This window comes from uncultured Pseudacidovorax sp. (assembly GCF_913773995.1).
Taxonomy (GTDB): Bacteria; Pseudomonadota; Gammaproteobacteria; order Burkholderiales; family Burkholderiaceae_C; genus Xenophilus.
The window spans coordinates 1-18693 of record NZ_CAJYES010000019.1; the positions used below are offsets into that span (position 1 = coordinate 1).

The 18693-nt window shown below is 70.2% G+C and carries 19 protein-coding genes and 1 pseudogene; 11 read left to right on the forward strand and 9 right to left on the reverse strand.

What is annotated here, in order from left to right; genetic code table 11:
* Together QZ772_RS01760 and QZ772_RS01765 are read left to right on the forward strand one after the other, a co-directional pair.
* Positions 1-479 (forward strand): tripartite tricarboxylate transporter substrate-binding protein (locus QZ772_RS01760; protein ID WP_295522451.1); only part of this gene is annotated, 479 nt, incomplete at its 5' end.
* Between the two features lie 116 nt (positions 480-595).
* Entirely contained in the window at positions 596-1411 is an 816-nt protein-coding gene (locus tag QZ772_RS01765) for a MetQ/NlpA family ABC transporter substrate-binding protein (protein WP_295522453.1), read from the forward strand.
* A gap of 98 nt (positions 1412-1509) precedes the next feature.
* On the opposite strand, the gene QZ772_RS01770 is transcribed toward QZ772_RS01765, so the two are convergent.
* From QZ772_RS01770 to QZ772_RS01810, 9 genes are all read right to left on the reverse strand, one after another.
* Positions 1510-2751: a type II toxin-antitoxin system HipA family toxin gene (locus QZ772_RS01770; protein WP_295522455.1), complete on the reverse strand. Its 1242-nt coding sequence runs from the start codon at positions 2749-2751 to the stop codon at positions 1510-1512.
* Positions 2744-3067, reverse strand: a complete 324-nt coding sequence (locus tag QZ772_RS01775; protein ID WP_295522457.1) for an XRE family transcriptional regulator — start codon at positions 3065-3067, stop codon at positions 2744-2746. Before QZ772_RS01775 ends, QZ772_RS01770 begins: the two co-directional genes overlap by 8 nt.
* Positions 3068-3156: 89 nt before the next feature.
* Complete coding sequence (locus QZ772_RS01780) at positions 3157-4488, reverse strand: sulfatase-like hydrolase/transferase (protein ID WP_295522459.1); 1332 nt, start codon at positions 4486-4488, stop codon at positions 3157-3159.
* Positions 4485-5594 carry an ABC transporter substrate-binding protein gene (locus QZ772_RS01785; protein ID WP_295522461.1) on the reverse strand — a complete coding sequence of 370 codons (1110 nt, stop codon included), beginning with the start codon at positions 5592-5594 and terminating at the stop codon, positions 4485-4487. Before QZ772_RS01785 ends, QZ772_RS01780 begins: the two co-directional genes overlap by 4 nt.
* Before the next feature lie 48 nt (positions 5595-5642).
* Positions 5643-6584, reverse strand: coding sequence for a TauD/TfdA family dioxygenase (locus QZ772_RS01790; RefSeq protein ID WP_295522463.1), 942 nt, complete (start codon positions 6582-6584; stop codon positions 5643-5645).
* A gap of 30 nt (positions 6585-6614) precedes the next feature.
* A complete protein-coding gene (locus QZ772_RS01795) occupies positions 6615-7409 on the reverse strand; it encodes an ABC transporter ATP-binding protein (protein ID WP_295522466.1) in 795 nt (264 codons plus the stop codon).
* A gap of 48 nt (positions 7410-7457) precedes the next feature.
* Complete coding sequence (locus tag QZ772_RS01800; RefSeq protein WP_295522468.1) at positions 7458-8279, reverse strand: ABC transporter permease; 822 nt, start codon at positions 8277-8279, stop codon at positions 7458-7460.
* 3 nt (positions 8280-8282) lie between these two features.
* Positions 8283-9116 (reverse strand): ABC transporter permease, encoded by an 834-nt coding sequence (locus QZ772_RS01805; RefSeq protein ID WP_295522470.1) that lies wholly within the window; start codon positions 9114-9116, stop codon positions 8283-8285.
* A gap of 29 nt (positions 9117-9145) precedes the next feature.
* Positions 9146-10114, reverse strand: a complete 969-nt coding sequence (locus tag QZ772_RS01810) for a sulfonate ABC transporter substrate-binding protein (protein WP_295522472.1) — start codon at positions 10112-10114, stop codon at positions 9146-9148.
* A 296-nt stretch (positions 10115-10410) separates the two neighbouring features.
* Between QZ772_RS01810 and QZ772_RS01815 the strand changes: the two genes are divergently transcribed.
* From QZ772_RS01815 to QZ772_RS01855, 9 genes and pseudogenes are all read left to right on the forward strand, one after another.
* Complete coding sequence (locus tag QZ772_RS01815) at positions 10411-11304, forward strand: TauD/TfdA family dioxygenase (protein WP_295522475.1); 894 nt, start codon at positions 10411-10413, stop codon at positions 11302-11304.
* 116 nt (positions 11305-11420) lie between these two features.
* The gene (locus QZ772_RS01820; RefSeq protein WP_295522477.1) at positions 11421-12431 is read left to right on the forward strand and encodes an ABC transporter substrate-binding protein; all 1011 of its coding nucleotides are present in this window, start codon (positions 11421-11423) and stop codon (positions 12429-12431) included.
* Positions 12432-12489: 58 nt separating this feature from the next.
* Positions 12490-13110: pseudogene (locus QZ772_RS01825) on the forward strand (sulfonate ABC transporter substrate-binding protein); the annotation flags it as partial.
* Positions 13111-13393: 283 nt separating this feature from the next.
* Positions 13394-13714, forward strand: coding sequence for a hypothetical protein (locus tag QZ772_RS01830; RefSeq protein ID WP_366510519.1), 321 nt, complete (start codon positions 13394-13396; stop codon positions 13712-13714).
* Between the two features lie 67 nt (positions 13715-13781).
* Positions 13782-14678, forward strand: coding sequence for an ABC transporter ATP-binding protein (locus QZ772_RS01835; protein WP_295522478.1), 897 nt, complete (start codon positions 13782-13784; stop codon positions 14676-14678).
* Positions 14675-15553 carry an ABC transporter permease gene (locus QZ772_RS01840; RefSeq protein ID WP_295522480.1) on the forward strand — a complete coding sequence of 293 codons (879 nt, stop codon included), beginning with the start codon at positions 14675-14677 and terminating at the stop codon, positions 15551-15553. The genes QZ772_RS01835 and QZ772_RS01840 overlap by 4 nt, the downstream gene beginning before the upstream one ends.
* Before the next feature lie 266 nt (positions 15554-15819).
* Positions 15820-16311: a MarR family transcriptional regulator gene (locus QZ772_RS01845; RefSeq protein WP_295522482.1), complete on the forward strand. Its 492-nt coding sequence runs from the start codon at positions 15820-15822 to the stop codon at positions 16309-16311.
* Position 16312: 1 nt separating this feature from the next.
* On the forward strand, positions 16313-18478 hold the full coding sequence (locus tag QZ772_RS01850) for an FUSC family protein (protein ID WP_295522484.1): 2166 nt from the start codon (positions 16313-16315) through the stop codon (positions 18476-18478).
* Positions 18475-18690 (forward strand): DUF1656 domain-containing protein, encoded by a 216-nt coding sequence (locus QZ772_RS01855; RefSeq protein WP_295522486.1) that lies wholly within the window; start codon positions 18475-18477, stop codon positions 18688-18690. The genes QZ772_RS01850 and QZ772_RS01855 overlap by 4 nt, the downstream gene beginning before the upstream one ends.
* Positions 18691-18693: the final 3 nt, after the last annotated feature.

Here is an 18693-nt window from a genome sequence, read left to right on the forward strand (position 1 = left end):
CCCACATCGCGCTGGAGCTCTTCGCCCGGGCATTGAACACGCGCATCACCCACGTGGCCTACCGCGGTGCGGCACCGGCGAAGAACGACGTCATCGCCGGCGTCGTGGACGGCATCTTCGACGGTACCTCGTCCATGCCGCTGGCCCGCGCAGGCCAACTGCGGGCCATCGCCATAGCGGCACCGCAGCGCCACCCGGCCGCGCCCGACGTGCCCACCTTCCGCGAACAGGGCGTGGATCTGCTCTATGCCACCTGGTACGGCATGCTGCTGCCTTCGGGCGTGCCGGACGCGCTGACGCTGAAGATCAACACCGACATCCGGCGCGCGCTCGACGATCCGGGTGTACGCGCCGCGATTGCCGAAACGGGCCTGCAGCTGTCCCCCGGCACGCCGCAGCAGTTCGCCAGCTTCCTGGACGGGGAGTCGCGCAAGCTGCGCGCGCTGGTGGAAAGCGGGGTGCGCATCGACGTGGAGTAGCCGGCAGCCGCCATGCGCGCGGCGGCTATCGACATGCGTTTTGATTCGTTGGTGCCGGGCGCGACGCGAAGCAAAGTGGCGACCCCGTGTTCGCACACTCTGCTTTCCACTGCTTCATGCCTCTCTTCCTCCGCCGCCGTGCCGCCATCGCCGCGCTCTCGCTCCTCTCCCTCGGCGCCCTCGTGCCTGCCGCCCATGCCCAGGACAAGGCGGCCATCAAGGTCGGCATCTCGATCGGCAACGCCGAGAAGATCTTTGAAGTGGTCAAGAAGGTTGCGGCCCGTGACGGCCTCGACGTGCAGGTGGTGGTGTTCAGCGACTACCAGCTGCCCAATGCGGCACTGGCCGCCGGCGACCTCGATGCCAACGCCTTCCAGCACCAGCCCTTCCTGGACAACCAGATCAAGTCCCGCGGCTACGACATCGTGCCCGTCGGCCTGACGATCACCGCGCCGCTGGGCTTCTACTCGCGCAGGATCAAGTCGGTGCAGGAGTTGCCCGAGGGCGCCTCGGTGGGCATCCAGAACGACCCGTCCAACGGTAACCGCGCGCTGCTGCTGCTGCAGTCCGCCGGCCTGCTCACGCTCAAGCCCGAGGCGGTCAAGAACAACACCGCCACGCCGCTGGACGTGACCGCCAACCCCAAGAAGCTCAAGCTGGTGCCGCTGGACGCCGCGCAGCTGCCGCGCTCGCTGGACGACCTGACCCTCGCCTCGATCAACAACGACTATGCCGAGAAGGCGGGCCTGTCCTTCGTGCGCGACGCGGTCATCAAGGAATCGCCGCAGAGTCCCTACGCCAACCTGATCGCGGTGCGCCGCGCCGACAAGGACAAGCCCTGGGCGAAGAAGCTGGTCGCGGCCTACCAGTCGGCCGAAGTCAGGCAGTACATCGAGACGACCTTCAAGGGCGCGCTGATCCCGGCGTTCTGAGCGTTGCCGCCAGTCCCTGGGGCGCACCTCGAGCCCCTCTCCCCCTCGCGGGAGAGGGCTTGGGGAGAGGGGGGCTCGCGCATTGCCACCCCGCGTCGTCAGCCCCCTCGCGCGAAGGCCCGCCGCTGGCCCCCCAGACGCTCGCCGTCGAGGTACTGAGCCAGCATGTCCCGATCGCGCGGCGAGACGCCCTGCCCTTCGAAGTGCGCCTGCCAGTCGTTCACTGCGAGGCAGATCTCCTGCACGATGCGCCGCGCCTCCGGCCGCCGCAGGCCGAATGCGCGGCACTGCGTCAGCGCGTTGTCCAGCGTGGAGGCATGGCCCTCGCTGCCCACCGCCATGGCCTGGACCGACAGACCCGACGCGCTGGGCACCACGTCGAAGGCGGGCGCCAGGGTCCAGCTGCCATCCTCCTCGCGCAGCAGCGCATGGTTCTTTTCATGGTCGTCGGTGTTGTCCATGAGGATGTTGAACACCATGCGACGGAACAGCTGCACCTGCTGGATCGCGATGGCATCGGCGCGACACAGGCGGCGCATCAGCTGTGCGAACTGCGGATAGCCCAGGTCTTCGCTGGCGGCGCGCAACGCCACATGGGCCGACATCGCATGGCGTCGCCGCCCGCCGGCCTCGCGGTCGAAACGGCGCACCGCCACCGCATGGCCGTCCCGCAGCGGCAGGGCGCGGGTCGCGGCCGTGTTGATGCCGCACCGTCGGGCCAGCGTCATGGTGGCGTGCTCGATCAGCGGTGTGTCCTCGTCCTCGCCTTCGCCGAACTTGACCAGCCAGGGTTCGCCATCGATGGCGACGAGCGACTTGGGACGGGCGCCGCCGAGCGACACGCCCGGACGCAGCAGCCTCGCCTCGATCTCGCCCACGGGCTCGTTGGCCAGGACCTTGCGCACCACCTCGCCCATGCGCTCGAGGTCGCCCAGGTGGGGCATGGGCCCGGTGCGCCAGGGCACGTAGGCGTCGGGCTGGGTGGAAACGCCCAGCGCCCCGTAGCGGTCGTCGCCGGCGAACAGCAGCATCTCCAGAATCGACAGTCGCGGCGAGCGCTCGAAACGGCGGATGACGCGCTCGCCCCAGCGGTCGGGGCGTGCGTCCTCGAGTGCGCCCGCGGCGCCCTCGCCGCCCGGCGGCAGGAAGAACTCGTCGACCAGCGGCAGGTCCTCGCTGAGCGCGAAGCCGGTGGCCCGCCAATCCGCACCGTAGCGCAGGCCCACCGCACGGCCCGTGTCGGCGAGCACGACGTCGCCCACATGGCGCGGCGCCGCGGGGTCAGCCAGCATCCAGAGCGAAAGACGGCTCTGCGGCACATAGGCCGCGGCCTCAGCCATGGCGTTCCCCACGGGCCTGCGCCGCCTGGACATCGGCCTCCAGCGCGGCCAGGTCTTCGGCGGGCGAGGCCAGTGCCGCCAGCGCGCCGTGCCGCTGGATCATCCACAGGGCCGTCGCATAGACACCCATGGAGACAGCCGGATCGCCCGCCTCCATCTTCATGAGCGTGGGCACCGACACGTCGAGCCGGGCGGCCCAGGCCCGCAGGGACTGCTTGCGGCGCTTGCGTGCGACGGCCAGGTCGCGCCCCAGGCGCGACAGCGCGCCGGCCACCACGCCGGGCAGGGTATCGAGGGCGGCTGCACGCTGAGACATGCAATTATTGTTTCACATATACCTCGATATGTTCAATTTTAATTGAACAGCATCCGCGCCCGACAACGGTCAATGGGTTTTGGCGCCGCTCACAGCGCCCGCGTGGCCCGCTCCGGCACGTAGCGGTCCGCCTGCACGTCGGGCGTCACGCCATGAGTGAACACCTCGTCGGTAATCGGCAGGAAACCCTCGTTCCAGTCCAGCCACTGCTGGCGCAGCCGTGCGAACACCTCGGGCTGGCGCTCGCGCAGGTTGGCGCGCTCGCGTGGATCGGCCACCACATCGAACAGGAACTCGTTGTCGTTGATCTTGAGGTACTTCCAGTCGCCGTCGCGCACGGCGCGCTGGGCCTGCGCCTTGTAGCGCCAGTACAGCGTGCGCGGGTGCACGGGCGCCTGCCCTTCGAGCACGGGCAGCAGGTTCTCGCCGTCGCTCGGATAGTCGGGATGCGGCGCACCGCCGGCGGCGGCCAGCAGGGTCGGCAGCCAGTCGGCGGTGATGGCCACCTGCTCCTGCACCTGCGGCGCGATGCGGGCCGGCCAGCGCAAGAGCGTGGGCACGCGCAGGCCGCCTTCGAGCAGCTCGGTCTTCTGGCCCACCAGCGGCCAGGTCTTGGAGAAGCGCTCGCCGCCGTTGTCGCTGGTGAAGACGACGATCGTGTCGCGCGCCTGGCCCGTCTGCGCCAGCGCCGCCAGCACCTGGCCGATGGCGGCGTCCAGCGCCTCGACGATCTCGCCGTACTTGCGCAGGCTGCCGCCGTCGTAGTGGAACAGGTCGCGCAGCTCGCGCGCGGCCGCCTCGTCGCCCGGTCCTTCCCAGGGCCAGTGCGGGGCGGTGAAGTGCAGCGACAGGAAGAAGGGCCGCGCCTGGCCGGCCCGGCCGCGCACATAGGCCTCGGCCTCGTCGGCCAGCACCTGGGTGTAGTAGCCCACGCGCTCGACCGGCACCTCGCCCTCCCACAGGTCGCGCGGCACGGCAGCGCCGACGCCCGGCTTGTGGGTGAAGTAGTCCACTGCGCCGCCCAGGTTGCCGAAGAAGCGGTCGTAGCCGCTGCGCAGCGGCCCGAAGGCCGGCGGGTGGCCCAGGTGCCACTTGCCGATGAGCGCGGTGTCGTAGCCCTGGTCCTTGAGCAGCGAGGGCAGCGTGGGATGCTCGGGCGGCAGGCCATGCACATGGCCGCTGCGCGCGATGGGCTCTTCCAGCCCGCCGCGCAGCCGGTACTGGTAGCGCCCCGTGATCAGCGCGAAGCGCGTCGCCGAGCACACGGCCGAGTTGGCATAGGCCTGGGTGAAGCGCACGCCCTCGCCGGCCAGGGCGTCCAGGTGGGGCGTGGCGAAGTCGGTGGCGCCATAGACGCCGAGGTCGGCCCAGCCCAGGTCGTCGGCCAGGATGAACAGGATGTTGGGCGCGGCGCGGCTCATCGGGAGGCGGTCGTGGCAGCGCGCGCACTGGCCGCGCTGGTGGACGTCCAGAAGCCTTCGAGCTTGAGCTCCTTGAGCGCCTGGTTGACGAAGCGCGCATCGGCCCAGGTCTTGGGGTCGAAGCTCTGGCGCACGATGCCGGCGGCCTTGGCGCCCTCGATCACGTCGTCGAAGTGGGCCACGTAGCCTTCGTCCAGCAGCGGCGAATAGCGGGACTTGACGTCGGTGCCCTCGAACTCGCTCGAGAAGAGCTGCACCGGCAGCCCGCTGATGTCGGCGAAGCGCTGGAACAGCGCGTCGCGGGCGATGGCGCCGCTGCTGGCCGCATGGGCCTGCTGCACCAGCACCTTGACGATGCGGGTCAGCGCCTCGGGATGCTGGGTGGCGAAGGCGTCCGTGGCGATCACGGTCGAATGGATGGCGTACAGGTCGCCGCGGCCCTTGGTGCTGACCGGGATGTCGGCCGTGCCCGCCAGCTTGAGCAGCTGCAGGTCCGAGCCGCCGAAGGTGGCGTCGATGTCCTTGCTCACCAGGGCCGCCTTGGAGGTGGGCCAGTCGAGGTTGGTGAAGCGCACGTCCTTCTCGGTCAGGCCCTCGGCCTTGAGCAGCCGGTCGAAGGGCAGCTGGTAGGCGGTGCCGCGCAGCACGGCCACCCGCTTGCCCTTGAGGTCCTTGAAGCCCTGGATGTTGCTGCCCAGCGCCGTGGCCAGGTAGCTGTTGGCGCCGCGGCCGGAGGCGGCCACCAGCCGGGTCTTGAGTCCGCTGGCACGGCCGATGACGGCCGCCAGGTCGCCCAGGAAGACCACGTCGAGCTGGCCCGTGGCGATGCCTTCGTTGATGGCCGGGCCGGCGCCCTTGAAGAACTTCCATTCGACCTGCACGCCGTCCTTGGCGAATTCCGCCTCGATGGCCTTGGCCGCATAGGCCAGGGACACCGGGCCGGCACCGGCAAAGGACTTGCCCTGGCTGCCCTGCTCGGGCGCGGCCAGGCGGATGACCTTGGGCAGTGCCGCGTTCTGGGCATGGGCGAAGGACAGCGCCGTGGCGGCGACGGCGAGGGCGCCGGCGGCCACGAGTCGGCGGCGGCGGAGGAAGGCAGTGGTCATGCGGATGCGATCTGTGGGAGCGATGAGGAAGGAAGGAGCGGCGGACGCTCAGGCGGTGGCCGTGGCCTCGTCGACCACGGCGGCGCGGGTGGTCTGCGTGGTGGGCGCGCTGCCGAAGGCATTGAAGGTCACGCGCTGCGTCACCCGGCGGTGCGGCCAGTAGTCGGTCAGGGCGTAGTGCTGGGTGCTGCGGTTGTCCCACACGGCGATGCCGTGGGGCTCCCACTTGTGCTGGTAGACGAACTCGGGCTGCACGATCCATTCGCGCAGGAATTCGAGCAGCCCGCGGCCCTCGCGGAAGTGCACGCCATCGATGTGCTGGGTGAAGTTCTCGTTGACGAACAGCACCTTGCGGCCTGATTCGGGATGCATCTGCACCACCGGCCGCGACACCGGCGGGTACTTGCGCAGCGCATCGGTCAGGCCCTGCAGGCCGGCGTACTTCTCGAGCGCCTGGCGCCAGCCGCTGATCTCCCAGGTGTGGGTGGCCGTCAGGCCTTCGAGGTAGGCCTGCAGGCCGGGCGACAGGGCGGCGAAGGCCTTGCTCAGGCTGGCCCAGGCGGTATTGCCACCCTGGGCCGGCAGCTCGGTGATCTGGATCACCGTGCCGTTGGGCGGCTGCGGCAGCCAGGTGAGGTCGCTGTGCCAGATGTTGATCTCGGGCGGACGCTTTTCGTCGAACTCGATCACCTCGACGAAGGGATGGCCGTCCTTGCGCGGGAAGAAGGCGCCGGGCGCCAGCTCGCCGAAGACCGCGGCCAGTGCCACATGCTGCTCGGGCGTGAGCGGCTGGGCCGGGAAGAACAGCACCTCGAAGTCCAGCAGCGCCTGCTGCAGCTCGGCGCGCACCTCGGGGCCGATGGGCTGCGTCAGGTCCACGCCCTCGATGCGCGCCGCGAAGTTGGGCTGCTGCGGCTGCGGCCGAATGTGGCGGTAGCGGCCGGCGATGTCGATGGGCTCGATGCGGACGGGAAATTTCTGGACGGACATGGACCTCTCCTGGAGGGTGAAGGAAATCGATCAGGCAGCCAGGGCCGCGTCGGGCGCGGCCTCGGCCGAGGCGGCGAACTCGGCCAGCACGGCGTCCTTGATCTGCACGAAGGCCAGGTCCGCGCGACGCCGCGGATGGGCCAGCGGCACCGGCACCACGCGCTGGATGCGCCCGGGCCGCGGCGCCATCACCACCACGCGGTCGCCGAGGAAGACGGCCTCTTCCACGTCGTGCGTGACCAGTACGGTGGTGATGCCCTCGGCCTGCCAGATGCGCTGCAGCTCCTGCTGCAGGTGGGCGCGGGTCATGGCGTCGAGCGCGCCGAAGGGCTCGTCCAGCAGCAGCACCTCGGGCCGGCTGACCAGGGCGCGCGCAATGGCCACGCGCTGCGACATGCCGCCCGACAGCTGGTGCGGCCAGGCGCGCTCGAAGCCGCGCAGGCCCACCAGGGCGATGTGGTCGGCCACCTGCCGCGCCTTCTGCGATTCGGTGAGCGGGGCGTTGATCAGGCCCAGCGCCACGTTGTCCTGCACCGTGAGCCAGGGAAAGAGCCGGTGCTCCTGGAACACGATGCCGCGCTCCAGCCCGGTGCCGGCGATGGGCCGGCCGTCCAGCAGCAGCTCGCCGTCGAAGCCGGCCTCCAGCCCCACGATGAGCCGCAGCAGCGTGGACTTGCCGCAGCCGCTGGTGCCGACGATGCTGACGAATTCGCCGGGCGCGATGTCCAGCGAGATGTCCTGCAGCACGGGCAGCGGCCGGCCCTCGACCTCGTACTGCTTGGAGAGATGGCGGATGGCCAGCGTGCCGGCATCGGAATGGCTCATGGGGAACCCGGATCGAAGAAGAGGAAAGGGAGCGGGGCCGTCACGCCGTCACTGGAAGCGCGCCACGGACTGCCCGCGCCAGGCCAGCAGGCGCCGCTCGATGCGGGTGGCGATCCAGTTCAGCGCAAAGCCGACCAGCCCGACCACCACCACGCCGAAGAGCACCAGGTCCATCTTGAAATGCTCGCGGCCGTCGATCATGGTGTTGCCGATGCCCTGGCCCGAGACGAGCAGGTACTCGGCGCCGAGCGTGGCCAGCCACGCATAGATGAGCGCCAGATGGATGCCCGCGAAGATCGAGGGCGTCGCGCCCGGCAGCACCACCCGCCACAGCAGTTGCCAGCGGGTGAAGCGCAGCACCCGCGCCACCTCCACCAGCTCGCGCGGCACGCTGCGGATGCCCTCGTAGGTGTTGAGCACCACCGGGAAGAAGGCCGCCAGCGACAGGAAGGCCACCTTGGCCGCATCGCCCAGGCCGAACCACACGGAGATCAGCGGAATCCAGGCGAACAGCGAGATCTGCTTGAGCGTGTGGAAGCTGGGGCCCAGCGCCCGCTCGGCCGGCCGCGACAGACCCAGCAGCAGTCCGAAGACGAGCCCGCCGCTCGCGCCGATGGCGAAGCCGGCCAGGTCGCGCCACAGGCTGGCGCCCAGCGCCACGCGCAGTTCACCGCTGGCGGTGTAGGTGACGGCGCGCTGCCACACGGCCTGGGGCGACACCAGCAAGGGCGAGTCGATCCAGCGGAACTGCACCGCCGCCCACCAGAGCAGCAGCAGCGCCAGGGGCAGCACCCAGCCGCGCAATGCGGCTGGCACGGGATGGCGGTCGGCACGCGCGGTGGCGTCCTGGTTGTTCGACGAGGCACTCATGGCTCAGAACCCCGGGCGACGCCAGCGTGTGAGGCGGGACTCGACAGCCGCCAGCAGCCGGTCGAGCGCAAAGCCCACCACGCCGACCACCACCACGGCCGCCAACACCACGTCAAGCTGGAACAGCTGCCGCCCATAGACGATGAGGAAGCCGATGCCCTCGCTCGATGCCAGCAGCTCCACCACGACCAGCGCCAGCCAGGCGTGGGTGAAGCCATAGCGGATGCCATTCCAGATGGGCGCGAAGGACGCCGGGAACACCACCTTGGACAGCAGCTGCCAGCGGGTGAAGCGCAGCACGCGCGCCACCTCGATGTAGCGGGTGGGCACGCCCTGGATGCCCTTGAAGGTGTTGAGCGCCACCGGCACCAGCGCGGCCTTGGCGATCAGCAGCACCTTGAGCGTCTCGTCGATGCCCACCAGCAGCATCAAGAGCGGCAGCCAGCCCAGCACCGGGATCTGGCTGAAGGCCTTGAAGAAGGGGTAGACGTAATCCTTGAAGCGCGGCCACAGGCCCATCGCCACGCCCAGCGGCAGGCCGATGGCCGTGCCGGCCGCAAAGCCGGCCAGCACGCGGGCCAGGCTCACGCCCAGGTGCGGCCACAGCTCGCCGGTGCGCACCAGGTCGACCAGCGTGGTCCAGACCGCGGCCGGGGCCGGCAGCACCTGCGGCGCCACCCAGGCCCGCTCGGCCGCCACCCACCAAAGCAGCAGGACCGCCAGCGGAAAGGGCCAGCCGGCCAGGCGCCACGCTGAAGCCTTCAGCCGCTGGCGCCAGGCCGAAGGTCCCGGCGCGGCACGCGCCGGCAGGGGAAGGTGCAGTGCCGGTGTGCTCATCGCGGGCAGAGAGGCAGGCAACTCGCCGCTCACGCCAGGCCCGAGGCTGCGGCCTCCAGCACCTTGATCGGCTTCGGAATGAGCTTGAGGGCGTAGAAGGTGTCGGCGATCTGCTGCTGCTCGGCCAGGATGGCGCGGGTGATGGGGCCGGTGCCGAACTGCACCCGGGCGAAGGTGGTGTCCACCACCGGCTTGGGCAGCCCCCAGATGGCCGCCAGCTCACCCGAGAAGGCATCGCGGTTAGCGGCGCCCCAGCTGTCGATGCGGGAGATCTCTTCGATCAGCACCTTGGTGATGTCACGGTTCTTCTCGGCATAGGGCAAGGACGAGAAGTAGTAGGCCCGGTTGCCCACCACGCCCGTGGCATCGGCCAGGATGCGGCCGCCCAGCGTCTTCTCGGCGGCGGCGAGGAAGGGGTCCCAGATCACCCAGGCGTCGATGGAACCCTTCTCGAAGGCCGCCCGCGCATCGGCCGGCGGCAGGAAGACCGACTGCACGTCGCCGTAGGCCAGGCCATGCTTCTCGAGCAGCTTGACCAGGAAGTAGTGGACGTTGCTGCCCTTGTTGTAGGCCACGCGCTTGCCCTTGAGGTCCGCCACGCTGCGGATGGGCGAATCCTTGGGCACGAGCACGGCCTCCGAAGCGGGCCGCGGCACCGTGGCCGCCACATAGGCCAGCGGCGCACCTGCGGCCTGGGCAAAGATGGGCGGCGCTTCGCCCACGTCGCCGAAGTCGATGGAGCCGACATTCAGCGCCTCCAGTTGCACGGGGCCGGCCGTGAACTCGGTCCAGCTCACCTTGACGCCCAGCGGCGCGAGCCGCTGCTCCAGCGTGCCGCGGGCCTTGAGCAGGCTCAGGATGCCCTTCTGGTTGCCGATGCGCAGCTCGCGCGAAGCGGACTGGGCGAAGGCGGGTGCGCCGGCGAAGGCCACGCCGCCCGCAGCGGCAGTGCCCACCTGCAGCAGGCGACGGCGGGAAAGGGGAAGCGGGAAAGTCATGTCGGAACAGGCGCTCGCAGCAAGGAAGGGATGCGGATTCTTGGGCCGCCTGCCTTGCTTGGGAAACGCGCAGTTCTCAGGTTCTTATGCGCAAAGCGAGCAACGCAATGCGGGCCCGAAGGCTCGCATCGGACCGACGCCGCTTGTTGCTCGATCTACGCATAAGCAAATTCGTTTTCCGCTTTAGATGATTCGCTTGTTTGCAAGCGAGAACTCTGTCGTTCCCGCATCGAAGGTGCGTCCCTAGAGTCATGCCCATCGCCACCGCCCGGTGGCCCCGACCCGACGCCCTGGCCATGACCGCCCACGCCCTTCTCGACGACGCCCATTCCCTGCTGCAGGACTTCGACATCCGCCCGCTGCCCGGCAGCTTTGCCGCCGAGGTGGTGGGACTCGACCTCGGCCGGCCGCTGCTCGCCGACGACTTCGACCGCATCCGCCGCGCGCACTTGGCGCACCCCGTGCTCGTGTTCCGCGACCAGCGCATCACGCCGGCCCAGCATGTGGCGTTCAGCCGCCGCTTCGGGCCGCTGCAGATCCATGTGCAGAAGAAGTTCCAGCTCGCCGGCCATCCCGAAGTGCTGATCGTCTCCAACATCAAGGAGAACGGCGCGCCCATCGGACTGGGCGATGCCGGCCACTTCTGGCACTCGGACCTGTCGTACAAGGAAAAGCCCAGCCTGGGTTCCCTGTTGCATGCGCAGGTGCTTCCGGCCGAAGGCGGGGACACGCTCTTCGCCGACCAGCATGCCGCCTGGGAGACGCTGCCCGCGCCGCTGAAGGACCGCGTGGCCGCGCTGCAGGCCGAGCACAGCTATCTGGCCAAGTACGAGGAGCTGCGCGCCCGCAGCCCGTGGCGTCCGGCCCTCACGGCGGCACAACTCGACGAGGTCAGGCCCGTGGTGCATCCGGTGGTGCGCACCCACCCCGAGACGGGCCGCAAGGCGCTCTTCGTCAGCGAGCACTTCACCACGCGCATCGTGGACCTGCCCGAGGCAGAGAGCCAGGCGTTGCTGGCCGAGCTGTTCGCGCACAGCACGCAGCCCGCGCTGCAGTACTGCCACCAGTGGCAGCCGCACGACCTGGTGTTCTGGGACAACCGCTCGGTCACGCACCTGGCCGCAGGCACGCCCGACCACCTGCCGCGCAAGCTGTTCCGCACCACCATCGAGGGCGACCAGCCCTTCTGATCATCCCAGGCGGCCCAGCGGCCGCCTCCCTCGGGCGACAGGGACGGAAAGACGGCCACAGGTCCGTCATCCGCAGAAGTCCCGCGCCCGTCCGCCACATCCTGGAGAGGAAGCCCATGAAACCCATCACCCGCCGCCTGGCCGCGCTGCTCACCGCCGCCGGCCTGGTCACCGCCTCGCTGGCCGCCCATGCCGAAGGCCAGATCCGCATCGCCCAGCAGTTCGGCATCGTCTACCTGCTGCTGAACGTGGCGCAGGAGCAGAAGCTCATCGAGAAGCACGCGAAGGCCGCGGGCATCGACGCCAAGGTCGAGTTCCTGCAGCTGTCGGGCGGCTCGGCCGTCAACGACGCGCTGCTGTCGGGCAGCATCGACATCGCGGGCGCCGGCGTCGGCCCGCTGTTCACGCTGTGGGACCGCACCAAGGGGCGCCAGAACGTGAAGGGCGTGGCTTCGCTGGGCAACTTTCCCTACTACCTGGTCACCAACAACCCGAACGTGAAGTCCATTGCCGACTTCACCGACAAGGACCGCATCGCGCTGCCGGCCGTCGGCGTGTCGGTGCAGTCCCGCGTGCTGCAACTGGCCTCGGCCAAGCTGTGGGGCGACAAGGACTTCGCGCGGCTCGACAAGATCAGCGTCGCGCTGCCGCATCCGGATGCCGCCGCGGCCATCATCAAGGGCGGCACCGAGATCACGGGCCACTTCGGCAACCCGCCCTTCCAGGAGCAGGAACTGGCCGGCAATCCCAATGCCCGGATCGTGCTCAATTCCTATGATGTGCTGGGCGGGCCGTCGTCGGCCACGGTGCTGTACGCCACCGAGAAATTCCGGGCCGAGAACCCCAAGACCTACAAGGCCTTCGTGGCCGCGCTGGACGAGGCGGCCCAGTTCATCCGCAGCCAGCCCGAGCAGGCGGCTGACATCTACCTGAAGGTGAGCGGCGCCAAGACCGACCGCGCGCTGCTGCTGAAGATCATCAGGAACCCCGAGGTGCAGTTCAAGACCGAGCCGCAGAACACGCTGGCGCTGGGCCAGTTCATGCACCGCGTGGGCGCCATCAAGAACCAGCCGCAGTCGGTGAAGGACTATTTCTTCGACGACGTGCTCGATGCCCAATCCAACTGACATGACCTCGCTTCATCGAAGGAACCTTCTCAAGGCCGGCGCCGCTGCCGCCCTGGGCATGGGCGCAGTGGCGGCCCGCGCCGAAGGGCGCATCCGCATCGCGCAGCAGTTCGGCATCGGCTACCTTCTGCTGGACGTGGTGCGCGACCGCAAGCTTATCGAGAAGCACGCCAAGGCCCTGGGTGTGCCGGTGGTCGAGGTGGAGTGGTCGTCGATCTCTGGCGCCACGGCCATGAACGAGGCCCTGCTGGCCGGCTCGCTGGACATCGTCTCGGCCGGCGTGCCGCCCATGCTCACGATGTGGGACCGAACGCGCGGCCGCCAGAACGTCAAGGCCGTTGCCGCGCTGGGCGCGCTGCCCAACTACCTGCTGAGCAACAACCCGCAGGTGCGCACGCTGAAGGACCTGGGCCCCAGGGACCGCATCGCGGTGCCTGCGGCCGGCGTGGGCTTTCAGTCGCGCGTGCTGCAGATCGAGGCGGCGCGCGTGTTCGGCCGCGAGAACTTCAAGCGCCTGGACGACATCTCGGTCAGCCTGCCACATCCGGATGCGACGGCGGCGCTGATCAAGGGCGGCTCGGAGATCAACACGCATTTCTCCAGCGCGCCGTTCTACTACCAGGCCCTGGCCGCCAACCCGGCGGTGCACAAGGTGATCAGCAGCTACGACATTTTGGGCCTGTTAGCGCTATGCAAGGGGTCGCGAAGCGCATCACAGCCCGCCCATCAAGGCGCGCGACGCCGTGCGTGTGTTCACACGCACAAGGAGCGCAACGCCGAGGGGCGGGCTGTGATGCGCTTCCCTTCGGGTTGCGCCGCGAAGGGGCCGTCTGCGGCGTTGCCAGCGCTTGCAAGGCCTCGGCCTTGCTGCGCGCAGGCGCCTTGCATCCAGCCCCTTTGCGACGCAACGCGATCCCCTTGCATAGCGCTAACAGGCCCTAGGCGGGCCGGCGACCTTCAACGTGCTCTACACCACGCAGAAGTACCGCGACGAGAACCGCCTGGTCTACAAGGCCTTCTACAACGCGCTGGTGGAGGCCGAGCAGTTCGTCAAGGCCGACAAGGCCGCCGCGGCGGACATCTTCATCCGCGTGCAGAACTCCCGGCTCGACCCGGCCCTGGTGCGGCGCATCGTCGAGGACCCGGAGAACGACTTCACCGTCTCGCCGCAGCGCAGCCAGGTCTATGCCGACGAGCTGTTCAAGCTGGGCGTGCTGCGCAACCAGGCCGCCTCGTGGAAGGACTTCTTCTTCGAGGAGGCGTGGAGCCGGCCGGGCAGTTGATGCTGCTCGCCCTGCCGCTCGCCCCTGTCCGACCGCCCCGCTCCCCCTTTTCCTCTTCGCCTCTGCCATGACCGCCGCTGCCACAGCCACCCTGCGTGCCGCGCCTGCGCCGGCCCGCGCCGCCGCCCCCCTTCCCCGAAGCCAGCCCGGCCGGCCCGCGGCCGACACCGCCAGCGCCGCCGCCCTGCTGCAGGTGCAGGGCGTGAGCCTGGAGTACCGCACGCCCGAGCACGTGGTTCGCGCCACCCACCAGGTCAGCTTCGATGTACACCAGGCCGAGCGCTTCGTGCTGCTGGGCCCTTCGGGCTGCGGCAAGAGCACGCTGCTCAAGGCCATCGCCGGCTTCATCCCGCCCGCCGAGGGCGAGATCCACCTGGACGGCCGACGCGTCCAGGGCCCCGGCCCGGACCGCATCGTCGTGTTCCAGGAGTTCGACCAGCTGCCGCCCTGGAAGACGGTCAAACAGAACGTGATGTTCCCGCTGCTGGCCTCGCGCACGCTGGGCCGGCGCGAAGCCGAGGAGCGCGCCCTGCACTGGCTGGACCGCGTGGGCCTGTCCCGCTTTGCCGACGTGCATCCGCATCAGCTGTCGGGCGGCATGAAGCAGCGCGTGGCCATCGCCCGTGCCCTGGCCATGCAGCCGCGCGTCCTGCTGATGGACGAGCCCTTCGCCGCGCTGGATGCGCTCACGCGCCGCCGCATGCAGGAAGAGCTGCTGGCCCTGTGGGAAGAGCTGCGCTTCACCCTGCTCTTCGTCACCCATTCCATCGAGGAGGCGCTGGTGGTGGGCAGCCGCATCGCGCTGCTGTCGCCGCACCCGGGCCGCATGCGGGCCGAGATCAACAGCCACGGCTTCGACCTGGCCAGCCAGGGCAGCCCCGCGTTCCAGGCCACGGCCCAGCGCATCCACCACCTGCTGTTCGACGCGCCGCCGCACGGCGTCCACGGAGACCATCCGCAATGAGCGCCCTCCTCCCCCCGCTGCCGCCCGTGCGGCCCGAGTACGAACACGCGCTCGAACCCTTCACCGCCAGCGCCGTCGAGCGGCCCCTGCCGTGGACCACGCGGCTGTGGCGCCAGGCCTGGCTGCGCAAGGGCCTGATCCTGCTGGCGCTTGCCCTGATCTGGGAGCTGGTCGCCCGCTGGCAGGACAACGACCTGCTGCTGCCCACGGCCAGCGCCACGGCGCGCGCGCTCATCCAGGGCCTCGCCAGCGGCGAGCTGGTGGCCAAGACCGCCATCTCGCTGGGCGTGCTGGTGCAGGGCTACGCACTGGGCGTGGGCCTGGCCTTCCTGCTGACCTCGCTGGCCGTGTCCACCCAGCTGGGCCGCGACCTGCTGAGCACGCTGACCTCGATGTTCAACCCGCTGCCGGCCATCGCCCTGCTGCCGCTGGCGCTGCTGTGGTTCGGCCTGGGGCAGGGCAGCCTGATCTTCGTGCTGGTGCATTCGGTGCTGTGGCCGCTGGCACTCAACACCTATGCGGGCTTCCAGGCCGTGCCCGAGACGCTGCGCATGGCGGGCCGCAACTACGGCCTGCGGGGCCTGCGCTATGTGCTGCAGATCCTGGTGCCGGCGGCGCTGCCGGCGATCCTCTCCGGCCTGAAGATCGGCTGGGCCTTCGCCTGGCGCACGCTGATCGCGGCCGAGCTGGTGTTCGGCGCCAGCTCGGGCAAGGGCGGCCTGGGCTGGTTCATCTTCCAGAACCGCAACGAGCTCTACACCGACCGCGTGTTCGCCGGTCTGGCGCTGGTGGTCATCATCGGCCTGCTGGTGGAAGGGCTGGGCTTCGCCACGCTGGAGCGGCTGACGGTGCGCAAGTGGGGCCAGCAGCGGTGACATGAAAGGCACCCCCATGCCGCTTCGCGGCTCCCCCTCCCTTGCGCCTTCGGCTTGGAGAGGGGGCACCCGGAGGCCTGGCAAAGCCAGTTCCTCGGGTGCCCTGGCGTGGCCTGCTCCGCGGCCATTCGATCATTGGCGTTGCGCCGTGGACGGCGCATGGACCTGCGCGAAGCGAGCCCAGCCCGCGGTGAAGACCGCCTCATCGACAAGGGTTAACCCTTGCTTGTCGGCAAATAGATAGCTAGCTAACTATATTGGAGAGCATGTCCGATGACGTCCTCTCCCCTTCCGCGGCCGATCCCGCGGAGTTGCGCACCCTCACCTTCTCGCTCAACCTTTTGCAGCGCGCCTATCGCGCCGCGGCCGACCGGGCGGTGGCGCACCTGGGCATCTCGCAGGCGGCCGGCTGGGCGCTGCTGACCATCGGTCGTCAGGGCGACGGCACCCGGCAGGGCGTGATCGCCGACCTGCTGGGCATCGAGGGCCCCACGCTGATCCGCACGCTGGACCAGCTGACCAGTGCCGGCCTGGTCGAGCGGCGTGAGGACCCGGCAGACCGCCGCGCGCGCACCCTGCACCTGACCGAGGCCGGCAGCGCCATCCTCGCCCGCATCGAGGAAGCCCTGACCGCTCTGCGCACCGAGCTGTTCCAGGACATCCCGGCCGAGGATGTGCGCGCCTGCCTGCGCGTGTTCGGCACGCTCTGGACCCGCCTGGGCAAGGCCGACCGCGGCGGCGCCGCCACGGAAGCCTGAGATGCAACTGTCCCGCCTGCTGCCGCGCTTCAGCGCGGCCGAGATGATCTTTTCCGCGAAATGCTTCGCGGCCGCGATGCTGGCCATGGGCGTGGCGAGTTGGGCCGGCATGCCGCGGCCCTTCTGGGCGCTGATGACCACCTACATCGTGGCCAATCCCATGGCGGGCGCGGTGCGGTCCAAGGCCGTGTTCCGGCTGCTCGGCACGCTGCTGGGCTGCGCCGCCACGCTGCTCATGGTGCCGGCCCTGGTCGACGCGCCCGAACTGCTCACGCTGGCCCTGGCCCTGTGGGTGGCCCTGTGCCTGTTCGTCTCGCTGCTCGACCGCACGCCGCGCGCCTACCTCTTCATGCTGGCCGGCTATTCGGCGGCGGTGATCGGCTTTCCGGCCGTGGGCGCGCCCACCGGCCTCTTCGACACGGCCACGGCGCGCGTGCAGGAGATCGGCCTGGGCATCGTCTGCGCAGGGCTGGTGCACAGCCTGGTGTGGCCGGTGAGTCTGGCCCCCACCCTGGTCGGCATGATGGACCGCACCCTGGCCGACGCCGGTGCCTGGCTGCGCGCCATGATGCAGGCGCCGGCCGCAGACGCCGGGCGCCCTGCCGCGCCGGGGCAGCAGGCCGCCCGCCGCAAACTGGCCGCCGACGTCTCCCAGTTGCGGGTGATGGCCACGCATGTGCCCTTCGACACCAGCCACCTCCAGTGGACGGCCGAAGCCATTCGCGCGCTGCAGCACGAGGTGGCCGCGCTCACGCCCTTCGCCTCGGCCGTGGACGACCGGCTGCGTGCCCTGCGCGATGCCGACGGTCGGCTGCCCGCCGACGTCGAGCGCACCGTCGGCACCGTGCTGGCCCGGCTGACCGAAAGCGGCCGCGCGGGGCCGGACCTGGCGGGCCGCCCGCTGCCGGAGGCGGACGCGGCCCGCCTGCGCGCCGCCGCCCGCTCGCTGGGCGACGCGACATCGACCACCGACGACTGGACCCGCGCGCTGCGCACCGGCCTGGCCGTGCGACTGGAAGAGCTGATCGACGCCTGGGCCGCCTGCGTGCAGCTGCGCGAGCGCATCGACGCCGGCCTGGCCGGCCGTCCGCAGCCGCTGGCCGCGCGCAGCGCCCGGACGGCCGCGCCTGCAGCGCGCGACGTGCTGCACCGCGACGTGGGCATGGCCGCCTGGTCGGCGCTGGCGGCCATGGTGGCCATCTGCCTGTGCTCGGCCTTCTGGATCCTCACCGGCTGGTCGGGCGGCGCGGCCATGCCCATGATGGCGGCGATCTTCTGCTCCTTCTTCGCGAGCATGGACGATCCGGTGCCGGGCATCTACGCCTTCCTGAAGGCGCTGCTGATGTCGCTTCCGCTGGGCGCGCTCTATGTGCTGGTGCTGATGCCGCTGGTGGTGGACCTGCCCACGCTGGCCCTGGTGTGCGCACCGGTCTTCCTGGTGCTGGGCGCCTATCTGGCACGGCCCGCGACCATGCTGCGGGCCATGGGGCTGCTGCTGTCGGGTGTGATGGGCACGCTCTCGCTGCACGACACCGGACAGGCGGATTTCGCCAGCTTCATCAACAGCAACATCGCCCAGGTGCTGGGCGGCGCGGCGGCCGGGGTGGTCACGGCGCTGATGCGCTCGGTGAGCGCCGAATGGAGCGCCCGTCGCATCCAGCGCCGCACCTGGCGCGAGCTGGGCCGCCTGCCGCGCAGCGCCGACGACGCCCAGGCCCGGCTGCATGCCGCGCGGGTGCTCGACCGCATCGGCCTGCTGGCCCCGCGCATCGCCCAGGCCGGCGGCACCGTGGCCGGCGTGAATGCAGACGACGCGCTGGTGGACCTGCGCATCGGCACCGACCTGCATGCGCTGCAGCGCCATGCCGCACTGCTGCCGGGCCGGCTGGGGCCGGAGATCCTGGCGCAGGTGGCGCGGCTGTTCCGCGAGCATCCTGCGCAATCCACCACCCAGCAGGCCGCGCAGGCCCAGCCCCAGCTGGCAGAGCGCATCGACGAGGCACTGCGGGCGCTTCTGCCGGCGGCACCGGCCACGTCGACAGACCCTGCCGATGCCGCCGATGACCGCCGCCGCGTGCTCGCCGCCCTGGTCGGGCTGCGGCGCAACCTCTTTCCCTCGCGGCCCTGGCGGCTGACCCCCATTGCCACGCAGGAGGCCCTGGCATGACCGGCGAAGCGACGTTCTATGGCGTTTACGTGCCCTGGCTGCTGGTGCTGGCCGTGCTGGCCTGGGGCCTGTGCTGGGCGGCGCGCCGGCTGCTGGGCGGGCTGGGCTTCTACCGCTGGGTGTGGCATGCCGCCCTGTTCGACACGGCGCTCTACGTGCTGATCCTGTTCTCGCTCACCCGGCTCACCGCTTCGGGAGGATTCTTCTCATGACTT